This window comes from Thalassotalea sp. ND16A (genome assembly GCF_000764205.1).
Taxonomy (GTDB): domain Bacteria; phylum Pseudomonadota; class Gammaproteobacteria; order Enterobacterales; family Alteromonadaceae; genus Thalassotalea_A.
In genome coordinates this window covers 23,441-46,584 of record NZ_JQDZ01000007.1, presented here as the reverse complement: position 1 = coordinate 46,584, position 23,144 = coordinate 23,441, and the positions used below count along the sequence as shown (strand labels likewise).

General features: G+C 43.0%; 20 protein-coding genes. 13 read left to right on the top strand and 7 right to left on the bottom strand.

Annotated elements, in window-relative coordinates; all coding sequences use genetic code 11:
• Positions 1–24 precede the first annotated feature (24 nt).
• The 9 genes from murD to lpxC all read left to right on the top strand — a co-directional run bounded on the left by murD (position 25) and on the right by lpxC (position 10,722).
• Positions 25–1,359 carry a UDP-N-acetylmuramoyl-L-alanine--D-glutamate ligase gene (murD, locus tag ND16A_RS18045; protein ID WP_052072774.1) on the top strand — a complete coding sequence of 445 codons (1,335 nt, stop codon included), beginning with the start codon at positions 25–27 and terminating at the stop codon, positions 1,357–1,359.
• On the top strand, positions 1,359–2,561 hold the full coding sequence (gene ftsW / locus ND16A_RS18050) for a cell division protein FtsW (protein ID WP_052072773.1): 1,203 nt from the start codon (positions 1,359–1,361) through the stop codon (positions 2,559–2,561). Before murD ends, ftsW begins: the two co-directional genes overlap by 1 nt.
• Entirely contained in the window at positions 2,561–3,637 is a 1,077-nt protein-coding gene (gene murG / locus ND16A_RS18055) for an undecaprenyldiphospho-muramoylpentapeptide beta-N-acetylglucosaminyltransferase (protein ID WP_033075801.1), read from the top strand. Before ftsW ends, murG begins: the two co-directional genes overlap by 1 nt.
• Positions 3,637–5,091 (top strand): UDP-N-acetylmuramate--L-alanine ligase, encoded by a 1,455-nt coding sequence (murC, locus tag ND16A_RS18060; protein WP_052072781.1) that lies wholly within the window; start codon positions 3,637–3,639, stop codon positions 5,089–5,091. Before murG ends, murC begins: the two co-directional genes overlap by 1 nt.
• Complete coding sequence (locus tag ND16A_RS18065) at positions 5,084–6,040, top strand: D-alanine--D-alanine ligase (protein WP_052072772.1); 957 nt, start codon at positions 5,084–5,086, stop codon at positions 6,038–6,040. Before murC ends, ND16A_RS18065 begins: the two co-directional genes overlap by 8 nt.
• Before the next feature lie 33 nt (positions 6,041–6,073).
• Positions 6,074–6,898, top strand: coding sequence for a cell division protein FtsQ/DivIB (locus tag ND16A_RS18070; protein WP_052072771.1), 825 nt, complete (start codon positions 6,074–6,076; stop codon positions 6,896–6,898).
• Positions 6,891–8,126 carry a cell division protein FtsA gene (gene ftsA, locus ND16A_RS18075; protein WP_033075800.1) on the top strand — a complete coding sequence of 412 codons (1,236 nt, stop codon included), beginning with the start codon at positions 6,891–6,893 and terminating at the stop codon, positions 8,124–8,126. The genes ND16A_RS18070 and ftsA overlap by 8 nt, the downstream gene beginning before the upstream one ends.
• A gap of 183 nt (positions 8,127–8,309) precedes the next feature.
• Positions 8,310–9,473, top strand: coding sequence for a cell division protein FtsZ (ftsZ, locus tag ND16A_RS18080; RefSeq protein ID WP_033075799.1), 1,164 nt, complete (start codon positions 8,310–8,312; stop codon positions 9,471–9,473).
• A 337-nt stretch (positions 9,474–9,810) separates the two neighbouring features.
• Positions 9,811–10,722, top strand: a complete 912-nt coding sequence (gene lpxC, locus ND16A_RS18085; RefSeq protein WP_033075798.1) for a UDP-3-O-acyl-N-acetylglucosamine deacetylase — start codon at positions 9,811–9,813, stop codon at positions 10,720–10,722.
• Positions 10,723–10,929: 207 nt separating this feature from the next.
• Here lpxC and ND16A_RS18090 read toward each other — a convergent pair whose 3' ends face one another.
• Positions 10,930–11,391: a DUF721 domain-containing protein gene (locus ND16A_RS18090; RefSeq protein ID WP_033075797.1), complete on the bottom strand. Its 462-nt coding sequence runs from the start codon at positions 11,389–11,391 to the stop codon at positions 10,930–10,932.
• A 54-nt stretch (positions 11,392–11,445) separates the two neighbouring features.
• On the opposite strand from ND16A_RS18090, the gene ND16A_RS18095 reads away from it, so the two are divergent.
• From ND16A_RS18095 to mutT, 3 genes are all read left to right on the top strand, one after another.
• Positions 11,446–12,336 carry a M23 family metallopeptidase gene (locus ND16A_RS18095; protein ID WP_033075796.1) on the top strand — a complete coding sequence of 297 codons (891 nt, stop codon included), beginning with the start codon at positions 11,446–11,448 and terminating at the stop codon, positions 12,334–12,336.
• Positions 12,337–12,425: 89 nt separating this feature from the next.
• Positions 12,426–15,107: a preprotein translocase subunit SecA gene (gene secA / locus ND16A_RS18100; protein WP_033075836.1), complete on the top strand. Its 2,682-nt coding sequence runs from the start codon at positions 12,426–12,428 to the stop codon at positions 15,105–15,107.
• A 419-nt stretch (positions 15,108–15,526) separates the two neighbouring features.
• Complete coding sequence (gene mutT, locus ND16A_RS18105) at positions 15,527–15,922, top strand: 8-oxo-dGTP diphosphatase MutT (RefSeq protein ID WP_033075795.1); 396 nt, start codon at positions 15,527–15,529, stop codon at positions 15,920–15,922.
• A 303-nt stretch (positions 15,923–16,225) separates the two neighbouring features.
• Here mutT and ND16A_RS18110 read toward each other — a convergent pair whose 3' ends face one another.
• Together ND16A_RS18110 and yacG are read right to left on the bottom strand one after the other, a co-directional pair.
• On the bottom strand, positions 16,226–16,762 hold the full coding sequence (locus ND16A_RS18110) for a DUF3465 domain-containing protein (protein WP_033075794.1): 537 nt from the start codon (positions 16,760–16,762) through the stop codon (positions 16,226–16,228).
• A 120-nt stretch (positions 16,763–16,882) separates the two neighbouring features.
• Positions 16,883–17,113, bottom strand: a complete 231-nt coding sequence (yacG, locus tag ND16A_RS18115; RefSeq protein WP_033075835.1) for a DNA gyrase inhibitor YacG — start codon at positions 17,111–17,113, stop codon at positions 16,883–16,885.
• A gap of 142 nt (positions 17,114–17,255) precedes the next feature.
• Between yacG and ND16A_RS18120 the strand changes: the two genes are divergently transcribed.
• Complete coding sequence (locus tag ND16A_RS18120) at positions 17,256–19,217, top strand: LTA synthase family protein (protein WP_033075793.1); 1,962 nt, start codon at positions 17,256–17,258, stop codon at positions 19,215–19,217.
• A gap of 24 nt (positions 19,218–19,241) precedes the next feature.
• Here ND16A_RS18120 and zapD read toward each other — a convergent pair whose 3' ends face one another.
• The 4 genes from zapD to ND16A_RS18140 form a co-directional block, all read right to left on the bottom strand.
• Entirely contained in the window at positions 19,242–19,988 is a 747-nt protein-coding gene (zapD, locus tag ND16A_RS18125; protein ID WP_033075834.1) for a cell division protein ZapD, read from the bottom strand.
• A gap of 129 nt (positions 19,989–20,117) precedes the next feature.
• On the bottom strand, positions 20,118–20,726 hold the full coding sequence (coaE, locus tag ND16A_RS18130) for a dephospho-CoA kinase (RefSeq protein WP_033075792.1): 609 nt from the start codon (positions 20,724–20,726) through the stop codon (positions 20,118–20,120).
• 140 nt (positions 20,727–20,866) lie between these two features.
• On the bottom strand, positions 20,867–21,754 hold the full coding sequence (locus tag ND16A_RS18135) for a prepilin peptidase (protein ID WP_033075791.1): 888 nt from the start codon (positions 21,752–21,754) through the stop codon (positions 20,867–20,869).
• A gap of 109 nt (positions 21,755–21,863) precedes the next feature.
• Positions 21,864–23,111, bottom strand: a complete 1,248-nt coding sequence (locus tag ND16A_RS18140) for a type II secretion system F family protein (protein WP_033075790.1) — start codon at positions 23,109–23,111, stop codon at positions 21,864–21,866.
• Positions 23,112–23,144 lie beyond the last annotated feature (33 nt).

The following is a 23,144-nucleotide window of genomic DNA, read 5'->3' as shown; positions in this document are numbered from 1 at the left end:
CAGGACCAGGAAAAGAAACGGGCAATGAGAACATTGGAATTACTGCAGAATAAACAAATATTAGTGCTGGGATTAGGCGCCACAGGGTTATCTTGTGCGCGCTTTTTAACGTCGCAAAAATTTGACTTTATTGTTAATGATTCCCGTGTCAATCCTCCAGGCGTGCAGCGCTTAACCGAGCTTAATCCGCAGGCACAATTAATTACTGGTCGTTGGGATATTCAAGCCATTGCCGCTGCCGATGTTATTATTGCCAGCCCAGGTGTCGATATCAACATTAGCGATATCAGTGACAACCGAAAGGCGGGCAGCGAGTTAATTGGTGATGTCGAATTGTTTTGCCAGTTATCAGCAAGTAAAATAATTGCCGTTACCGGCTCTAATGGTAAATCTACGGTGGTCAGCTTATTGGCCCACATTGCCCAGTATTGCCAGATAGATGCGGCGCTTGCCGGTAACATTGGGGTGCCTGCACTAGACATTGTTGATGAAGATAAAGACTTTGTCATTCTTGAGCTATCGAGTTTTCAGCTAGAAACCATGGCATCAATGCAGGCTGTTGCCGGTACCGTGTTAAACATCAGTGATGATCATTTAGACCGACATCAAACCATGGAAAATTACCGCGAGATAAAGCACAAGATATTCAGCATGAGCAAACGCCGTGTTGTTAATCGCGAAGAAGCGATATCACAACCTAATGATTTTTCATCCGCAGATATCAGCTTTGGCCCTGGTGTTCCTGCGCCAGGGCAATTTGGCATCCGCGAAACTAAAGGTATTCGTTATTTAGCCTATGGCGATAGCAACTTAATTGCTTGTGATCATCTGCCCATTGTTGGCCAACACAATGAACTCAATTGTTTAGCCGCACTGGCCTTGGGCCATTGTGCTCACTGGCCATTGCATAACATGGTACAAAGCCTGGTATCTTTTGAGGGACTCGATCACCGTTGTAAACAAGTAGCCAGTTTTGATGGCATCAAATGGGTAAATGACTCGAAAGCCACCAATATAGGTGCCACGCTAGCGGCAATTGCCGGCTTGGCCAATGGCAACCATAAATTAATTTTGATCGCTGGTGGCGATGGTAAAGGTGCAGATTTCAATGAATTAAAGCCGGCGCTGAGCCAGGTTGATCAGTTGATAACCCTCGGTAAAGACGGGCATCAAATCGCGGCACTAACAGCAAACGCCATTGAAGTTGAAACATTGCAGCAAGCCGTACAGGCAAGTCGAAAATTAGCTCGGCCTGGCGATATGGTTTTATTATCGCCGGCCTGTGCGAGCATAGATATGTTCAATAACTACATGCAGCGTGGCGATATGTTTATTGCCGCGGTAAGGGAGATGAGTTAATGGCTATGTCTATGCCAGCAATCAGACTGCCTGAACTGCCTGCTTGGTTAAGCGATAACCGCAGCAGTAATGCGCCGGTCACTTTCGATAGAGGCTTTATCATCATTGCCCTGACGATGTATTTAGTCGGCTTGATCATGGTGGCCAGTTCGTCGATGCCAATTGGTGAAAAGCTATTTAATAACCCGTTCCACTTTGTTATTCGTCATGCCATTTATATCGGCTTAAGCTTGTTTATCGCCGCGATCGCCTTGCGGGTAGAGATGCAAATGTGGCACAAATCCAGCTGGGTGTTATTGTTGCTGGCGATGTTTTTGTTAGTGGCGGTGTTGCTCATTGGCCGCAGTGTTAATGGTTCGACTCGCTGGATCATGGTGGGGCCAATCAATATTCAGGCAGCAGAGCCGGCAAAGTTATTTTTCTTCTGTTATTTATCGGCTTATCTGGTTCGCCGTCGTGATGAAGTGATGGATAACTTTAAAGGCTTTTTTAAACCATTATTAGTGTTATTTTTGCTGGCAGTTTTGTTATTATTAGAGCCAGATTTGGGCACGGTAATCGTGATGGGGGCAACAGCCCTTGGATTACTGTTTTTAGCCGGCGCAAAACTGTGGCAGTTTATCGCCATTGTTGGCGTGGTGTTAAGTGCTTTTGTGATGTTGGTGATCTATGAACCCTACCGCTTACGCCGGGTAACGTCATTTTTAGATCCCTGGCAAGACCAGTTTGGTAGTGGTTATCAGTTAACGCAATCGTTAATGGCCTATGGTCGTGGTGAATTTTTTGGCCAGGGCCTGGGTAATAGCATCCAAAAACTCGATTACTTACCGGAAGCGCATACTGACTTTGTCATGGCTGTGGTCGGCGAAGAGTTCGGCTTTTTAGGCATTTTTTGTTTATTGGCATTGTGCTTAACCTTGGTCATTAAAGCCTTGTTGCTGGGCCGACGGGCTTTAGAAAAAGAAAAATATTTTGAAGGCTTCTTCGCCTATGCCATCGGCATTTGGCTGAGTTTTCAAACTGCGGTAAATGTTGGCGCCAGTGCCGGAGTGTTTCCGACCAAAGGCTTAACCATGCCGTTGATTAGTTATGGCGGCAGTTCAATGATTGTCATGACCTTAGCGATAGTGATATTAATTCGTATCGATCATGAATTACGGTTGCAGTCAATTCAGGCAACCGCAACAGGAGGGCGTAAGTAGTGTCGAAACGTCCTACGATATTAGTGATGGCAGGTGGTACTGGTGGGCATATTTTCCCAGGGCTAGCTGTTGCCGAAAATTTAAGAGCACAAGGTTGGCATGTCCATTGGTTGGGCACGAGTGACCGAATGGAAGCGACAGTAATCCCGGCACACGATATTGATATTTCATTTATCAATATTTCCGGTTTGCGCGGCAAAGGCATGAAATCATGGATAAGCATGCCATTTAAAGTGGTGCAATCGATTTGGCAATCGTTAAAGGTGATTAAACACGTGCAACCCGACGTAGTACTGGGTATGGGCGGCTATGCCAGTGCTCCTGGCGGTTTGGCTGCCTGGTGTAAACGAATTCCGTTGGTGTTGCATGAACAAAATGCCGTTGCCGGTATGTCGAATCGTTATTTGGCAAAAATTGCCAGCCGGGTATTAAGCGCATTTCCGCAGGCCTTTAGCCGCGACATCGAAAGTGAAGTGGTTGGCAATCCGGTACGCAGTGCGATAGTTAAATTAAATGTCACGGCGTCGCGTTCCATTAATAAAAAAGTTTTGGTGGTTGGCGGCAGTTTAGGCGCCAAGGTACTCAATGAAACCGTGCCGCAAGCGATCAGTCAGATTAAATTGCAGGATATTGATGTTTGGCATCAAACTGGCAGTGGTAATAGCGACAATATTCAGGCGCTTTATCACCAATATGGGGTGAATCCAGAAAAGGTAAAAGTGACTGACTTCATCAGTGATATGGCCAGTGCTTATGATTGGGCCGACTTGGTGATTTGTCGAGCCGGCGCATTAACCGTTTCGGAGCTGGCGATGGCGGCTAAACCCGCTATTTTTGTGCCTTTGCCGCACGCGGTTGATGATCATCAAACTAAAAATGCCGAGTTTTTGGTGCGCCAGGGGGGCGCGACATTATTGCCGCAACCGCAGTTAAATGCGACATCACTGGCGCAAAAATTGAACATGCTGTTTAGCTCTGAGTCGGCGCTACGAAATATGGCGAAAGCCAGTAAATTGGCCGCAACACCTAATGCTACCGAAACTGTGGCCAATATATGCAAAGCATTGGTGAAATAATGAAAGATATGAAAATGAAGATTCCAGAAATGCGTCGGGTAAAAGTTATCCATTTTGTTGGTATCGGCGGAGCCGGTATGGGTGGCATAGCCGAAGTATTATTAAACGAAGGCTATGAAGTCACTGGCTCAGATATCAGTGTTAACCCTGTGGTTAATCGCCTGACTAAATTGGGTGCGAAAATCACCATCGGCCATAAACCTGAAAATGTGCAGAATGCCAGTGTCATCGTGGTATCAACCGCCATCAATAAGAAAAATGTCGAGTTGTTAACCGCTCAGAAGCAGCGTATTCCGGTGGTACGCCGAGCAGAAATGCTGGCCGAACTGATGCGCTTTCGCCATGGCATCGCCATTGCCGGCACTCATGGTAAAACCACCACCACCAGTTTGATCGCCAGCATTATGGCGGAAGGTGAGCTCGACCCTACGTTTGTCATTGGTGGTTTGTTAAACAGTGCTGGTACCAATGCCAGGTTGGGCAAAAGTCGCTATTTAGTGGCCGAAGCCGACGAAAGTGATGCTTCTTTTTTGCATTTGCAACCTATGGTGTCGGTGATCACCAATATTGATGCCGATCATATGGAAACTTATGACGGTGATTTTGAAAAATTAAAAGACACGTATATCGAATTTTTACATAATTTGCCATTTTATGGTTTAGCGGTGATGTGTATCGATAATGATGTGGTACGCGAACTTCTGCCGAGGGTCGGTCGTCAAACCATCACCTACGGTTTTAGCTTCGATGCCGATGTACGCGCCACGGATTATCAGCAAAAAGGCCAGGTGAGCTCCTTCAAAGTACATCGCGTAGGCAAGGAGGTTTTACAAATTAGTTTAAACTTGCCGGGTTTGCATAATGTATTGAACTCTCTGGCGGCAATTGCTGTTGCCACCGATGAAGGGGTAAGCGATAAGGCAATTGTTGCCTCATTAAGTAAATTTGAAGGCATCGGCCGTCGTTTTGAGCAGCTCACCACGCTAACGCCGCAACAAGGTGATATTACGGTGATTGATGATTATGGTCATCATCCTTCAGAAGTTGCCGCTACGATAAAAGCGATGCGCAATGGCTGGCCCGGACGCCGGTTGGTGATGATGTTTCAACCACACCGATATTCTCGTACCCGTGATTTGTTTGAAGACTTTGTGGAAGTGTTAAGCGCAGTGGATTCATTGGTATTGCTCGATGTGTATGCTGCCGGTGAAGATCCGATCACCAATGCCGATTCTAAGGCTCTGGCGCGCAGTATTCGTTTACGTGGTTCGGTAGAGCCGATTTATGTCAGCACAACTGAACAATTGCCCGACATTATGGCCTCCATCCTAAATGATGGTGATATGTTGATCACCCAGGGGGCCGGCAATATTGGTGCAATTGCCCGAGAAATGGTGAGTGCTAAAAAACTGAACCTTCGTAAAGGCAAAAGCAAAGGCAGTGACAATGGTTAAACCATTATTAGACCTTAAAACGTTGCAACAAGAAAACATTGCGGTGTTATTTGGTGGTGACTCTGCCGAACGAGAAATCTCACTGAAATCCGGTGCGGCGATAACCGAAGGTCTGATAAATTCTGGCTTTCAGGTAACGGCTATTGATACCCAGGGCTTTGATTTAGCCAATTTGCAAACGCAAAAAATTGATCGGGTATTTATCGCCTTGCATGGTCGTGGTGGCGAAGATGGCTGTATTCAAGGGGCACTCGAGTATTTAAATATTCCCTATACTGGCTCGGGAGTGTTGGGCTCGGCGCTATCTATGGATAAAGTCAGAAGCAAGCAAATATTTAAGGCAACCGGCTTGCCAACGGCCGATTTTGCCGTCGTCAATCAAGCTGACTATGAAAGCGATACCGCCGAAGGAGTATTGGCGCAACTTGGCAGCAAAGTGATGGTAAAACCGGCGAAAGAAGGTTCAAGCATCGGCATGGCCATCGCCAGCAGCATTGATGAATTAAATGCTGCTTTGCAACATGCGTTTAAATATGATCAACAAATATTGGTGGAAGCCTGGTTAAGTGGTGCAGAGTTTACCGTCTCGGTGTTGGGTAATGAAGCATTGCCAGCAATCTCTATGGTAACGCCCAATGAGTTTTATGATTATCAGGCAAAATATCAAAGCAACTGTACTCAATATCATTGCCCGTGCGGGTTAGATAAAGCGCGTGAAGAGGAATTGCAAACTATCGCGTTAAAAGCATTTAACGCCACCGGCGCGCAAGGTTGGGGCCGGGTGGATCTGATGCAAGACAGCAATGGCAAGTTTCAGTTATTGGAAGTCAATACGGTGCCGGGGATGACAGTAACCTCACTGGTACCCAAGGCGGCAAAAGCTGCCGGGATTGGTTTTGAGCAATTAGTCACTCGAGTGCTGCAATTAAGTGGCGCAGATAAGTTTTAGAAACTTTAACAAGGTTGAAGGTAAACATACGCGGTGAGTAAAAAACAACAGCTTGAGTTGAATCGCATAACGGCATTAAAAGATGCCCCCCTGACCTTTTGGTCCGGGTTTGGCTTTTTCATTCTGGTGGTGTTATTGCTGATCACTGCCAGTTGGAAATTAGCCAGCAAGATGATGGCGGATGAAGCGTCACCCGTTTCAGCTTTAGTGATTAAAGGCAATATTGTGTTTACCAGCAATGAAGAAATAGTAAACACGTTAAAGCAGGGCGAGCTGGATAATTTTTTTCAGTTGGATGTGGATCAGGTGCAAGGCGATTTAGAGAAATTGCCTTGGGTGTATTCGGCATCTGTACGCAAACAATGGCCAAATGAAGTGCGAGTTTATGTCAATGATCAAGTTCCGGTAGCGCAATGGAATGAGGATTTTTTTATCAACGAACACGGGGTGATTTTTCAGGCGGACAAAACCCGGCTGATTAGCAAGTTACCGAAACTTTTTGGCCCGGAAGGCAGCGAAGTGTTGGCGCTGCAAAATTATCGTAATTTGAATAACCTGTTAACGTTTATTCAAGTAAGTATTGACGAACTGGTACTGACCGAACGTCACGCGTGGCAATTAACCTTAGCCGATGGGGTGTTGTTAGAGCTGGGTCGCGAAGACCGGGTGACAAGAGTGCAGCGCTTTATGGATGCCTACGCGCAAATTAAAGTGTATGCAAAAAAAGACATGCAAGTTGACTATGTTGATTTGCGTTATGATACCGGCATGGCCGTTGGCTGGAAGCCGGTGCTAACCGATATGATAAATCATAAACAACAGCAACAAGAACAAAAAGAGCAAACAGATAATGCCTAAAGTAGCAGAAAGAAATTTGGTTGTCGGCCTGGATATCGGTACCTCGAAAATTGTCGCGGTAGTCGGTGAGGTGACTCATGATGAGCAGTTAAGCATCATCGGGGTGGGCCATCATGCTGCACGAGGCATGGACAAAGGTGGGGTGAATGACCTTAACCTGGTAATTCAATCAATTCAACGCGCCGTTAACGAAGCCGAATTGATGGCTGATTGTCGCATTGGCTCGGTTTATTTAGGCATCTCAGGCAAGCATATCAGTTGTCAAAATGAAAACGGCATGGTACCGATTAATGACCATGAAGTGATGCAGGAAGATGTCGAAAATGTTATCCATACCGCACGCTCAGTGCCGATGTCGGCTGAACGTCGTATGCTGCATGTGTTGCCTCAGGAATACAGTGTCGATGTACAAGAGGGGATCAAAAGCCCCATCGGTATGTCTGGCGTACGCATGGAAGCAAAAGTGCATATTGTCACTTGTGCCAATGACATGGCGAAAAATATCGTCAAATGTGTTGAACGTTGTGAATTATCGGCTGATCAACTGATTTTTTCGGCTCTAGCCTCAAGTTATGCGGTATTAACCGACGATGAAAAAGAGCTGGGTGTTTGTGTGGTGGATATGGGGGCAGGTACCATGGATATCTCCATTTTTACTGGTGGCGCATTACGTCATAGCTCGGTGATCCCGGTAGGTGGTAATCAGGTTACCAGTGACATTGCCAAAATATTTAGAACGCCACTTAGCCATGCCGAAGACATTAAAGTGCAATACGCTTGTGCGTTACGTCAAATGGTGAGCATGGAAGAAAATATTGAAGTACCGAGTGTTGGCGGTCGACCGGCAAGAAGCATGTCGCGTCATACCTTAGCCGAGGTGGTTGAACCACGCTATCACGAACTGTTTGAACTCATTCAGGAAGAGATCAAAGACAGTGGTCTTGAAGATCAAATAGCCGCCGGTATCGTTTTAACCGGTGGTACGGCGAAGATGGAAGGGGTGAACGAGTTTGCCGAAGAGGTATTCCAGATGCCGGTACGCATTGGCAGCCCGTTAAATATACAGGGCCTTACCGATTACGTTAATGATCCAAGTTATTGCACAGTCATCGGACTGTTGCATTACGGCTTGCAGGCAAGCAATCAGGGCAATAGCGATGCCACTTCAGGTGACGGTGTAGTCAGTGCGTTATCGCGGCTGAAAAACTGGTTTAAAGGACAATTTTAATAGAACTGCTGCGCATTTCTATAATAGATCTGCTACGCATGTCTATATGAGCCACTTCGTGGCGTTGTTTGTGGGTACTCCCCGCAGCTGGTGACGCAATGTGAGATTTATGGCGAAGTTAAATATTTAGAATATAAACAATTTTTTTGGTGGAACAAAAAACAATAGAACGGAGAGAGAAATATGTTTGAATTAATGGAAGACCACAACGAAGAAGCGGTGATTAAAGTCATCGGTGTTGGTGGCGGTGGCGGTAACGCCGTTGAACACATGGTTTCACAAACCATTGAGGGAGTAGAGTTTATTACTGCCAATACCGACTCACAAGCACTGCGCAATTCATCGGCAACGGTGACGTTGCAAATGGGCTGTGACGTGACCAAAGGGCTTGGTGCTGGCGCCAATCCGGAAATTGGTCGCCGGAGTGCCGAAGAAGATAGAGAGACGATACGTCAGACTTTGCAAGGCTCTGACATGATCTTTATCGCTGCCGGCATGGGTGGAGGCACCGGTACCGGTGCGGCACCGGTCGTGGCCGAAATAGCGAAAGAAATGGGCATTTTAACGGTCGCTGTCGTGACAAAACCGTTTCCGTTTGAAGGTAAAAAACGAATGAACTACGCCGATCAGGGCATCGAGTTCTTGTCACAAAATGTTGATTCGTTAATTACCATTCCGAATGAGAAGTTATTAAAAGTATTAGGCCCGGGAACGAGTTTGCTGGATGCGTTTAAAGCGGCAAATAATGTGTTACTCGGCGCGGTACAGGGTATTGCCGAGCTTATTACTCGTCCGGGTTTAATCAACGTCGATTTTGCCGATGTGCGTACCGTAATGTCCGAAATGGGCACGGCGATGATGGGCTCAGGCCAGGCATCTGGTGAAGACAGAGCAGAAGAAGCGGCGGAAGCGGCAATTTCTAGCCCACTGTTAGAAGATGTTGATTTGGCCGGTGCTCGTGGCATCCTGGTAAATATTACTGCCGGTATGGACATTTCAATTGATGAGTTTGAAACCGTTGGTAATGCGGTGAAAGCCTTTGCCTCAGAAAATGCGACTGTGGTGGTTGGTGCGGTAATAGACCCTGAAATGACTGAAGATTTACGGGTAACCGTTGTTGCTACCGGTATTGGCCAACAGAAACCAGAAATTTCAATTGTGCCGCCGATGCAAAAGCCAGAGCCTATGGTAGTAAATGCCAGCTATGCACCAAGTGCCGAGCCTGAAGTTGCTAATAATGCGTATGCAGACAGTAATGTGCAAACGCAAACGCAAACGCAAACAGCGCCAGCGGTTGAAACCGATTATTTAGACATCCCGGCGTTTTTACGAAAGCAGGCTGACTAATAGCAGGTCGATATAAAAATTGCAGGTCGAATTTTCATCGGTGCATTTCATCATCCGTTCAGCTGATATTCAGCTTGATGGTGAAATAATGCTTATAATGTTTTGTGCTAGCAGTTGCCACATTGGCATTTACTGGAACGGCATTAACTAATCGATAAAAAAACGACAGTAGTTACATATAGTTACACTAATTTACAGTTGGTAATTATGTGTAAGCAAATATTAGGCCAGTGAGCTTATGTTTTGACTGCAAACGGATATTTTGCTATATTATGCGTCCGCTTTTAACAAGAGTTTTAAAAGCGACGGGTATGAACGCAAGTTTTAAAGGCGAATTATGATTAAACAACGTACGATCAAACAAAGCATTAATGCTACAGGTGTTGGTTTACACAAAGGTGAAAAGGTGCAGATCACTCTCCGTCCTGCACCAACAAACACGGGTGTAATATTCCGTCGTGTAGATTTAAACCCAGTAGTTGATATTCCGGCAACCCCGGAAGCTGTTGGTGAAACTACGTTGTGTACATGTTTGGTAAACGAGCAAGGTGTTCAAATTTCCACCGTTGAACATTTACTTGCTGCGGTTTCAGGGTTAGGCATAGATAATATCATTGTTGAAATAGACTCTCCTGAAATTCCGATCATGGATGGTAGTGCGTTACCATTTGTCTACCTGCTCCAGTCGGTTGGCATTGAAGAACAACAGTGTGCGAAGAAATTTTTGCGCATTACCAAAACCATACGTGTTGAAGAAGGTGACAAGTGGGCAGAATTACGCCCACATGAAGGTTTCAAAGTAAACTTTGCCATCGATTTTGATCACCCGGTAATCGCCAATACCACGCAAAATATGACGCTAGATCTCACCAGTAGCTCATTTATCAAAGAAATCAGCCGCGCTCGTACCTTTGGTTTCATGAAAGACATCGAGTTTTTACGCTCGCACAACCTGGCCCTGGGTGGCAGCCTGGAAAACGCCATTGTACTTGATGAATATCGTATGCTTAACAGTGATGAACTGCGTTATGATGACGAGTTTGTCAAACACAAAGTTCTCGATGCCATCGGTGATTTATACATGGGCAGCGCAAGTATTTTGGGTGAACTCAATGCTTATAAATCAGGTCACGGATTAAACAACATGCTGCTACGCGAAGTATTTAAGCAAGTTGAATGCTGGGAATGGGCAACCTATGAAGACGAAAGACCATCGCCAATCGCGTATCAAGATGCGGTATTAGCGTAAAGCAAAAAAGACTCATTAGAAACCGGGACGAATATCCCGGTTTTTTTATGTCTTTTTTTAGGTACAGGGTACAGGGTACAAGGTACAGGCAGATTTGTTGACGGATGAAAAGTGAAATTAAATTATCGGATAATACAAATATTACTTGTTATTTAAGCTAGCGTGTCGCTTAAACTGTACTGCTTGTACCTTGTACCTTGTACCCTTTTACTCGTTCACATGCTTAGCCAAACGGCGCAACACTTCCTTTAACCCCGGCGGCGCATTCTCGGCGACTTCATTAATTTGATCGGCAGTTTTTTGCGACATATGTTTCTTGGTTTTTACTGCTACTGTCTTCTCAACTTTACGAATGTTGCCGTGCGGATTCACTTTTATTTCAATTCTAGTGAAAATTCCCTGGGTTTGCATTGCCAGCTGTTGTGCTATATTGTTACGCTCAAACTGTAGACGTTGACCCCAAACGGGGGATTTAGCTTCAATTATTACTAAATCTGCTCTACAATTTGCTAATTGCCAAGCATTTTCTGGAAGATCGGGACAAGTTTGTCGTACAATGTCAGCCAGAATGTTAATTGATTGCGCTTTAGTCGAAAAGTCGGCCATGTTGCCACTTGCTTTTTTAAGCAAGGAATTTAAATCTTGTGGGTCTTTGACAATGCGCTTCATCGTATTTGTTCGCCTTGCAGTGAAATTTGACTAAAACAATAATATAAGTATTAAATGAGTTTAACACTATTATACCGCGGACAGAATGTCCGTTTTTCATTAAAATTAAGTAAACCCAGATGGCTTGCTATTGTCGGCGGCTTTGCCGTGGTCTCTGGTTTAGTGATGCATTCGGCGTTAAAGCCCGACGTTGTGCCGGCACACTTGCAAACCGTTAAACAAAAACCGGAATCAACTATCGCCAATGATCAACAAGTGATCGCCTTAAGTGTAAAAATTGCGGAAATGCAGTCCCATATATTACGCTTAAATGCCTTAGGTGAAAGGCTGGCCGATGAAGCCGACATTCCAATGAATGAATTTAATATGGCGGCATTCCCGCCAACCGGTGGACCAGCACAAACAGTGGCTCTGAAGAGTGAATTTTCACTTAGCGATTTAGAGAAACAATTATTGGATTTGAGTATTAACGTTGAGCAAAAAGAAAATCAGCTTAACCTACTTGAATCTTTTGCATTGGGTCACCATATCGAAAGTACGAGTTATTTATCCGGACGTCCAATTGGCAAAGGCTGGCTGTCGTCATATTACGGAGTTCGTAAAGACCCATTTAATGGCAAACCTACCATGCATAAAGGCGTAGACTTTGCCGGTAAAGAAAATGACCAGGTATTTTCTACGGGTTCTGGCGTTGTTAGCTATGCTGGCGAGCGTTGGGGCTATGGTAATTTAGTAGAAATTGATCACGGCACTGGCTATAAAACCCGATATGCGCACAATAAATCGCATCTGGTAAAAATTGGTGACGTAGTTACAAAAGGGCAAGCAATTGCTTTAATGGGTAGTACCGGCCGTTCCACTGGCCCACACGTGCATTACGAAATCCTGCGTAACGATAAACAAATAAATCCAACTAAATACGTTTATCGTAAACCTAAAACTTAGGGTTTAATTCCTCGTAAAAATTTTTGAATCAGTCTTTGGCTGATGGTTTTTTTTCGCCAGATAATTTTGGCAACAATGGTCTAAATAAAATGTTTGTAAAATTAATGACAAAGCTTTTTGGTTCTCGTAATGATCGATTACTAAAACAAATGAATAAAGAAGTACAAAAAATCAATGCGCTAGAACAAGTAACCCAAGCGTATAACGATGACGAATTAAAAGGCAAAACTGCCGAATTCAAAGAGCGAATCACTAATGGAGAAGCATTAGAGAACATTTTACCTGAAGCCTTTGCGGTAGTACGTGAAGCCAGTATCCGTGTATTTGGCATGCGCCATTTCGACGTGCAAATGATTGGCGGCATGGTGTTACATCAAGGTAAAATCGCCGAAATGCGTACCGGTGAAGGTAAAACCCTTACCGCTACCTTGCCTGCCTATTTAAATGGCTTAACCGATAATGGTGTGCACATCATTACCGTCAACGATTATCTGGCCAAACGTGATGCTGACTGGGCCCGCCCACTTTTTGAATTTTTAGGGATGACGGTTGGTTGTAATATTGCCAACATCAGCCAGGAAGAAAAACAAGCGGCCTATGATGCCGATATTACTTACGGTACCAATAACGAATTTGGTTTCGATTACCTGCGTGACAACATGGCGTTCTCACCGCAGCAGCGTGTGCAAAAAGCGTTAAACTTTGCCGTCATCGATGAGGTCGATTCAATTTTAATCGATGAAGCGCGTACGCCATTGGTGATTTCTGGCCAGGCCGAAGACAGCTCAGAGTTATACCGTCAAATTGATACCTTAGTGCCAACTCTGGTATTACAAGATGTTGAAGACGAAGAAGGCGTAGAAAGCAGCGGTGATTACACCTTAGATGAAAAATCAAAACAGGTATATTTAACCGAGCGTGGTCAGGTACAGGTAGAACAAATTCTGCAAGAGCGCGGTTTACTGGCAGAGCACGATTCATTATACAGCGCCGCAAGCATTGCCTTATTGCACCATGTAATGGCGGCACTTCGCGCCCATAAATTATTCCAAAAAGACGTAGATTACATTGTTAAAGACGATGAAATTGTTATCGTTGATGAACACACCGGTCGTACCATGGAAGGCCGTCGCTGGTCAGAAGGGTTACACCAGGCGATTGAAGCGAAAGAAAACGTTAACATTCAAAATGAGAACCAGACGTTAGCCTCCATCACCTTTCAAAACTTCTTCCGTTTGTATAACAAACTGTCGGGGATGACAGGTACTGCCGATACCGAAGCATTCGAATTTAACCATATCTATGGTTTAGAGACGGTAGTAATACCAACCAACCGTGACATGATCCGTAAAGACATGGCCGATCTGATTTATCTCACCGCCGATGAAAAATACGAAGCCATCATCACTGACATTAAAGATTGTGCAGAGCGTGGCCAACCAGTATTAGTCGGTACCATTAGCATTGAAACGTCTGAGTTTTTAGCCAAAATTTTAAAGAAAGCGAAAATTAAACACAAAGTATTGAATGCAAAATTCCATGCCGAAGAAGCGGAAATTGTTGCCAATGCTGGTTGTGTTGGTGCGGTAACCATTGCCACTAACATGGCCGGTCGTGGTACCGATATCGTCTTGGGTGGTAATTTATCAGCAAACATCGACGGGTTGAAAGATCAAAGTGAAGAGAGCATTGCAAAAGCCACAGCAGCATGGCAAGAACAGCACAATAAAGTTCTAGAACTTGGTGGCTTGCACATAGTAGCCACAGAGCGTCATGAATCAAGACGTATCGATAATCAATTACGCGGCCGTTCTGGTCGTCAGGGTGATCCTGGTTCAACCCGTTTCTATCTTTCGATGGAAGATGGCTTAATGCGTATTTTTGCCTCTGAGCGAATTGCTAACATGATGCGTAAATTGGGCATGGAACATGGTGAAGCGATTGAACACCCTTGGGTAACCAAATCGATTGAAAACGCACAACGTAAAGTAGAAGGCCGTAACTTTGACATTCGTAAGCAATTACTTGAATACGATGATGTTGCCAATGACCAACGTAAAGTCATTTACGAGCAACGTAACGAACTTCTCGATGAAGGGGATATCGGTGAAACTGTTGAAGCCATTCGTCTGGACGTAGTCAATGGCATCATCGATGGCCATATTCCACCACAATCTTTGGAAGAAATGTGGGATGTACAAGGACTTGAAGATCGACTTAAAGGTGATTTGACTATCGACTTGGCACTTACCACCTGGTTAGCTGAAGACGACAAGTTGCACGAAGATTCATTACGTGAACGTATCATCAAAGAAGTTGAGCAAGCATACACCGAAAAAGAAACCCAAGTAGGCCCGGACGTATTACGTCAATTTGAAAAAGCGGTAATGTTGCAAACCTTGGATGGCCTGTGGAAAGAGCACTTAGCGGCAATGGATCATCTTCGCCAGGGGATTCACCTGCGTGGTTACGCGCAAAAGAACCCGAAACAAGAATACAAAAAAGAGTCGTTTGAATTATTCTCAACCATGTTGGATAACTTAAAATATGACGTGGTTAGCGTCCTGTCTAAAGTTCGTATTCAGCAAGAGTCAGACGTAGAGGCGGTTGAAGAGCAGCATCGCAAAGCCGATGAAGCACCAAAGCAATACACGCATCAAGCCAGTGGCCAGGCCACTGAGCAAAATGAAGTACCACGTGTTGGCCGCAACAACCCTTGTCCATGTGGCTCGGGCAAAAAATACAAACAGTGTCATGGGCAGCTGAGTTAGGCGACGCTGATAGCAGGATCTTTAAACCCGGAGTTGTTACGCAGCTTCGGGTTTTATTTTTTTAGGTGCGGGGTACAGGGTACAAGCAGCATGTTTGAATACACCAGCATAAGTTGAAATTATGAAGTTGGTGAAAGGTACAGGATACAAGGTACATGCAGCGTGTTTGAATAAATGAGCAATAGTATTAAGCAAGCATTTGATTAAAGCATCGGGCTGCGAACTACGGGCAGCATGTTTGAATGCACCAACTGTTAGTTGAAATTATGAAGTTGGTACAAGCTGCATGTTTGATTACACCTAGTATAGTGGAAAATAGGACGTCGGTGTAAGGTACAAGCGAAGCGCTAAGAACTAAGAACTATAAGGGCGGGGTCTCGCTTTTGCTAGTTCTTATAAATCAATTAAACAGGATAACAATGATAAAGCGAATTCATGTGGCCGTTGGGGTGATATACCGACAAGGGCAGTTTTTTCTCACCAAACGACTTGAACATAGCCACCAAGGCGGTAAATGGGAATTCCCAGGGGGTAAGGTGGAAAATAATGAAACTGTGCATCAAGCGCTGCATAGAGAGCTTAACGAAGAAATTGCCATTGATACTCTTGCCATGCAGCCATTAATTACCATCAGTCACGATTACAGTGACAAACAAGTGTTACTGGAAGTGTTTCTTGTCGATCAATTCCTCGGTGAGCCAACGGCACAAGAAGGTCAGCAGCAGGGCTGGTTTAACCCAGATGAATTAACCGGTATCGATTTCCCCAAGGCCAACACCCCAATCGTCGAAAAAATATTGGCAATGAACCTATAAATTGGTTGGCGGGGTTTCAACCTCGCATGATTGGCGGGGTTTTAACCTCGCATGGTTGGCGGGGTTTTAACCTCGCATGGTTGGCGGGGTTTCAACCTCGCATGGTTGGCGGGGTTTCAACCTCGCATGGTTGGCGGGGTTTCAACCTCGCATGATTGGCGGGGTTTCAACCTCGCATGGTTGGCGGGGTTTTAACCTCGCATGATTGGCGGGGTGCTAACCTCGCATGATTGGCGGGGTGCTAACCTCGCATTAATTAGCGGAGTTTCAACCTAGCTTTGCTTGGATTTCAACCTAGCTTAATTACTGGTACTTAAGCCCGGCATAGCGCAAATAACCATCAGGATGAGAGCCATCAGGATCATGGTGAGTCCAATGCACCACACCGCCTTTATCATTCCACTCATAAACCCCATAAAACTCAATGTCATCGCCTTTGCGCAGCGACTTTACCCTGTCGGCAATATTGATATTATGAGCGATCAACAGTGATTGATTATTGCCAAGCTTGAGAATAAAGCGCTGATGGCGACTGCCCCTATTGTCATCAGGCAACATTTTAATGACTTTACCAGAACCCAAGACCTGGATGTTTGATAATTGATTTTGGTAAGCAAAGGCTATTTTCTCTAGCCCCGAATAGGTATCAATATCCACATTTGGGTTAACTTCATGATCAAGAGAGACAAAGGCTTGTTCCAGCAGAACATCAGAAGAAGTATCTTCAGTAAACGCGATAACTTTTTCGGGTGGGGCAGATAAGTTATTATCGTCAGCATCTCGTTTTAAATAAACAAGGCCGACAATAACTACTAATAAAGCAATAAATAAATTTCTCATGATCGCTGAAATCGGTTCACCAATGGTTAATATCCAGTATGCCTTAACCCATTCTTTTTACGCAAGGCTGAAACTGAGTTATGCTTAACCTTTTGTAAGATGTGTCTATTTTAGTGGTTGCTATTCCGATTCGACAAAAAATTTATTGTTCTGCAAAAACTGATCTTCAAGGGCATCTAACATTTCTTCCGACAACTCCTGCACACCTTGTGGCCCTTGCGAAATCTTATGATTCTCTTCTGCCCAGTCGCCTAAATCAATTAACTTACAGCGTTCACTGCAAAACGGTCGAAATTCGTTATCTGTGCTCCAAACAATTTGTTTTTTACAATTCGGGCAATTTACTTTCATCAGGCTTTTCTTAAAATGATTTATTTCGGCTATGATAGCATAAATCATGGGGCCGTAACCTTGGTTCAATGAATTTAGTTATACGTAAATCTCTCTTTCTGCTATATTAAATTATTAACAATAACGATAAAAAGCAACTACTTTGCACTCAACAAAAAAGATCATTTATTTTTCACTTTTTCTTGCCTTTTTGCCATTATGTTTTGCTCATTATTTAGGTTTTCATAGCGATTTTTTCGCCATTATCGATTCGCTAGTTTTATCTTTAGTGTTATCGGCAATGTTTCTCTTACTGATCGTTACAATCAAGCAGAAGTCCGCTTTATTCGTGACATTAATCACGGCTTTAACCATTATATTATTAAAAGTTTCTGAAGAATATTATATTTATTTTGATAGTTTCTTGACTTACAGAACACTGTATCTATTTGACGAATTTATGCTTTCGTTTAAAAATTTCTTAGACGGCTTTTTGATTTTTAGCTTTATCGCCATCGCCATCGCTACTGTTTTATTTATGCGAAATTTTTTAGCGAGCAGTATGAACCTGCAATACAAGGTCATTTATTCTTTTTTAGCTGTGATTTTCAGCTGCGTGTTTTTCCTTAGTGAGTTTCATCAAGAAAGAGGAACCATATTAAACCCTTTCCAACAAAGTAACTTTGGTAAATTGTACTTAAAAGATGAAAATCCTTTGATGCACTTTTACCGAAGTTTTGTGAACAGAAATGTCGATTCTAGAGAGGCTGAAGAGTACTTATTAGGAAAAGCTATCAAAACCGGAAAAGTTGATACTATTCCTGATAAATATGATTTCAAAAAATTTTCCGGCTTACTACCTAACTACAAAAATTATCGCCATTCGTTATCAACTCTAGAGCCATTTAAGTTTGTACCGAATGAAACCAGCAATGAGAAAAGTGAACTTAAAAAAAATGTAATTATAATCGTGATGGAAAGCATAAGAGATTTTGAAACCGGAAATTTCGACCCTGCTACCTCGTTGACACCTAATTTAGATAAAATTGCTAAGTTAGGTTTAAGCTTTAAAAATGTATTCGCTACTAGCAGGTATACGGTTAAATCTGAGCAGGCAATACTATGTGGTCTTATCGATTATAACAAAGAAATATCTTATTCAACTTTATACGGTGAATTTAATGGAGAATGCTTACCTAAAATTCTCAACGAACATGGTTTTCAGTCTTACTTTTTTCACGGTAATGATAAAGAGTTTTACAACCGGGGTGTTTACCACAAGAGTTTAGGCTTCAAGAATATAATTGCTAAAGAAGATTTTAATAAAGACAATATATCTGAATCCGATGTTATTGGTTGGGGAGTAAAGGATACTGTAGTTTTTGACAAGGCTTTGCAATTATTATCAGAACAACAACAGCCATTTTTTGCGGAAATATTGACTGTTACCAACCACCAGCCCTTTGATTGGGATTATCAAGGGTTTAAGTTCGATGCAAATGTCGAATATGAAGGGGAGGATAGATATAAAAATTATCGCAAGGGGATTTCATACTCCGACTTCGCATTGGGAGAGTTTTGGAAAAAATTTATCAACAGTCCTTTAGCAAAAGATACCATTCTAGTGATCACCGGGGATCATGGTGTCCCCTATTTTCCGGATACAAATTTATCAGCAGAGGAAAAATTTGAAATTTTATTTAGAACGCCGTTAGTTGTATACAGTGAAGGATTGCAAGGGGTCGATGTAAATTTGCTACAAGAATATAGTCATTTGGATATCGCTCCCACTATATTATCTATGTTAGCAATAAAAAGTGAAGTTGCTTTTATCGGCCGCCCAATAATGGGTGTTGATAAAACTGAAGCTATCCGGCCGATATTTAATATTGATTTTGATAATTACGCTTTTCGTTATGGCGGAACCACCTGTTTGCCCATAGTTAACTATTGTGATTCTTCATCAGGCGTATCATGTTTTCATGATGAAAGGTTTTCTTGTAAATTGTCTCATCCCAAACATCAAGATTTAATTGAACAATCAAATTACATGATGAACTTCATCTCGTTAAGTAAGAATACCGGGTATTTTAAAACGTCTAATTTAAAAAATAATGTGAATTAAGTGGTGATATCTAGTTCAGCTTAGTTAACATTTAGCGAGTTTAAAGCGAATATTTTGCGATATGTACTGCTGACCCTTTTCATTACACAATTCCATAAAACGGATGGAGTAACGATATCGGTTACCACTAACCGAAGGAAAAAAATCGACACTTTCGGGAAGCTTCATTCTTAACAGCATTAAGCCTTCGCCATTGTCCTGGTAAAAGCTATTGTTGGCCTCAATTTCTTCAAAGTCAGCTTTTTGACGAATAAATTTCAATATCAACAGCAATGCTTGCTCTATGTTACTCAGCGAAGATAACCATTTATCGACATCTTGTTGAATAAAAATAGGGGGTTGATTAAGCCAATACACTAAAGCAGGTAAATCGAAACCACAATAGGCACCTTGCAAAGTAAAGCGCTTACGCATGCCGTCTAAAAATTTATCGTCTTTTAGTATAAACCAGAGCTGTTGCTTAGAGCGTAAGTTTGTCGCTAAGGATTTAGTTTGTTCAAGGTTTAACTGCAGAGCTTTTGAATTAACTTCGGGATATTTTGACCAAAGAATCAAGTTTTGCTCAAGCTTCTCCAGATCTTTAATGACATCGCCACGTACATCACTGCGTTCCAGCGCATCTAAAGTGGCAAATAGTGCATTGAAAAACAGGGTGTGATTTGCGGTAAACTCTTGCGCCAGACAAGACCGCACCTGAACAAATAATTGCTCAAGTTTCAGATAGTTGCGTATCCGCTCATTAAGTGGATGTTCGTAAAGAATGTCGGCCATGTTTTTAAAATTATTAGATGTTCTTTTTATATTAACCATAGATTTAATTAAAGGCTAATGTTTTTTGGTTTGGCACGACTTGAATCTATCAAGAGAAGCCTAAAACGGTATAAATCTCACCTATAAAAGCTATTTCTCAATAACTAGCTTTAAAAAAATACGGTGTAATGACTCAACTTGCTGTTTCAACTCGTTGGTGGAACAAACATCATTATCAATAATAAAATCCGCATGAGCCAACCTGTCTTCACGGGATACTTGTGCCGCAAGAATATTTTGCACTTGCTCTTTACTATTGCTATCACGAGCAACGGTTCTGGCGATTTGCGTCTCAGGTTTTACATCTATTACTAACACTTTTTCAACGCTTTTATTTAAGCCATTTTCAATCAACAAGGGGGCAACTATAAAACAATAGGCGCTTTTTGCGGCCACACACTGTCCATTCATTGTTTCACGAATCAATGGATGCAAAAGCCTATTTAACCAGGTTTTATCTTGTTTATTGGCAAAAACTCGATGGCGCAATTTAGCGCGATCTAAATGACCATTTTCAAGAATGTAATCGCTACCAAAATGTTCGCTAATTTTTGCCAAAGCACTTGTACCCGGAGCCACCACTTCACGAGCAACAATATCGGCATCAATAATATCGATGCCGTATTGTGCAAATAAATCGGCAACGGTAGTTTTACCACTACCAATACCGCCGGTTAAACCTATAACTAATTTTGACATTTATTACCACGTTGGCGAGGTTTTAACCTCGAATCGTTGGCGGGGTTTTTAACCTCGCATCGTTGGCAGGGTTTCAACCTCGCGTAGAATCCTCTAATGCGAGACTGAAGTCCCGCCAACCAGAGTTCTACGAACTTTTTCTAAGCAAGCATTGCCAAATACCACTGCCAGATGCCTTCGCCCCAAAGTGCTGTTATCCAGCCGGCGACGGCTAAATAGGGGCCAAAAGGGATCGGTTTAGAACCTTGATGATTTTTAAACATCATCAAGCTAATACCGACAATAGCACCGACTAACGATGCCATCAAAATAAGCAGGGGTAATAATTCCCAGCCAAACCAAGCACCAAAAACGGCAAACAGTTTAAAATCGCCATAGCCCATACCGTCCTTGCCGGTGATGAGTTTAAATAACCAAAAAATAGACCACAAACTCATGTAACCCATGATGGCGCCAATTACGGCTTGTTCAATTGAAATAAATACACCATTTAAACCCAATATCAAACCAAGCCAAACCAGTGGTAAGGTGATTTGATCGGGTAAAATCATCTTATCGGCATCAATCATAGTTAAAGTGATCAGAGACCAGGTAAGCAAAAGCATAAATAGTGTTTGCCAGCTAACCCCAAAGTGCATAGCTATGACTAATGAAGCTATTCCGGTTAAGGTTTCAATAATAGGGTAACGTGCCGAAATTGGATTCGCACAAGCAGAACATTTACCCTTCAACAATATCCAGGAAATTACCGGGATGTTTTCCCAAACCTTAATCTTATGACCGCATTTGGGGCAGGTGGATGCTGGCTTTGACAGGGTTAAAGGCGACTCTGCCTTTTTATCTTCTACAGGTTTTAGCTCATCCGCTAGCAGTTCACGGCATTCACAAAACCACTCGTTCTCGAGCATTTTCGGCAATCGATAAATGACCACATTTAAAAAACTGCCTATGATTAAACCCAGTATGGTGATGGTTATGTAAAAAAAGACGGGGGAGTGTTGCAATAGTGCGATTACATCAGAAAACACAGATAAACCTTTTTGTTATTATTATTTATAATATAAACCGAAATCTACAAAAGACTTCGGCTTATAATTTTACTTAGAACTTAGAACTTAGAACTTAGAACTTAGAACTTTAAACGATCATACCAATTTGGAAAATTGGCAAGTACATGGCAATGATCAAGCCTCCAATTACCACGCCTAAAACGGCCATGATCATTGGCTCTAGTAGTGCCGTGAGGCCATCAACGGCATCATCGACTTCTTGCTCATAAACGGTGGCCACTTTTGCCAACATATCGTCTAATGCCCCCGATTCTTCGCCTATGGTGACCATTTGAATCACCATGTCGGGAAATATCGTAGAATTGCGCATCGCCATATTCATTTGCATGCCAGAAGATACCTCGGTGCGAATTTCATTAATGGCATTTCGATAAACCGCATTACCGGATGCGCCAGCTGCAGAATCAAGCGCGTCAATAAGCGGTACGCCGGCAGCAAAAGTAGTGGATAGAGTTCTGGCAAAGCGGGCAACGGCGGCTTTATCAAGCAGCGCTCCAATCACCGGTATTTTTAAAATCGACACATCGACTTTATCCCTAAAATCCTGACTGTTTAAATGGGCTTTTTTAAATAAGAAGCCTGCTCCGAATATAGCAGCTAACGCGATATACCAATAAGCGATCATAAAATCGGAAATGCCGACGACAAATAGAGTAAAGGCGGGTAACTCTGCATCAAAGCTGGCAAAAATGTCGACGAAAGTTGGCACCACAAAGATTAACAGGATCGATGTAACAATACTTGCAACCACTAAAACAGCAATTGGGTAGGTCATCGCTTTTTTAATTTTAGATTTTAGTACCTCCGCTTTTTCTTTATAGATGGCGATTCGGTCAAAAATTGTTTCGAGTGCGCCTGATTGTTCACCGGATTTCACCAAGTCACAGTAAAGGTCATCAAAATATCTTGGGTGCTCGCGCAAACAATCGGAAAACGGCAAACCCGATTGCACTTGATTGCCGATATCGCTTAATAACTTGCGGATATTGCCATTGTTATTGCCTTTCCCTATCATTTCAATGGATTGTACTAAAGGCACGCCAGCATTCAACATAGTGGCAATTTGTCGGGTGATCACGGCAATATCTTTTGGTAGAATCGCTTTATCACCACTCATGCCAAACATTGGCTTGGGCTTTTTCTTGGTTCGTAGTGGAGTTATGCCTTGCTTTCGTAATTGCGCTTTTAACTCCATTATATTAACCGCAGAAAGCTCACCTTTTATCTTTTTACCTTTACGGTTAACACCTTGCCAGGTAAAAGTTTCTAAAGGTTTAGGTTTCACCTGTTTGCTTTGAGCATTCGCAATAGCCATAAACGTCCTATATATTCTTATTATTCAAGTTAA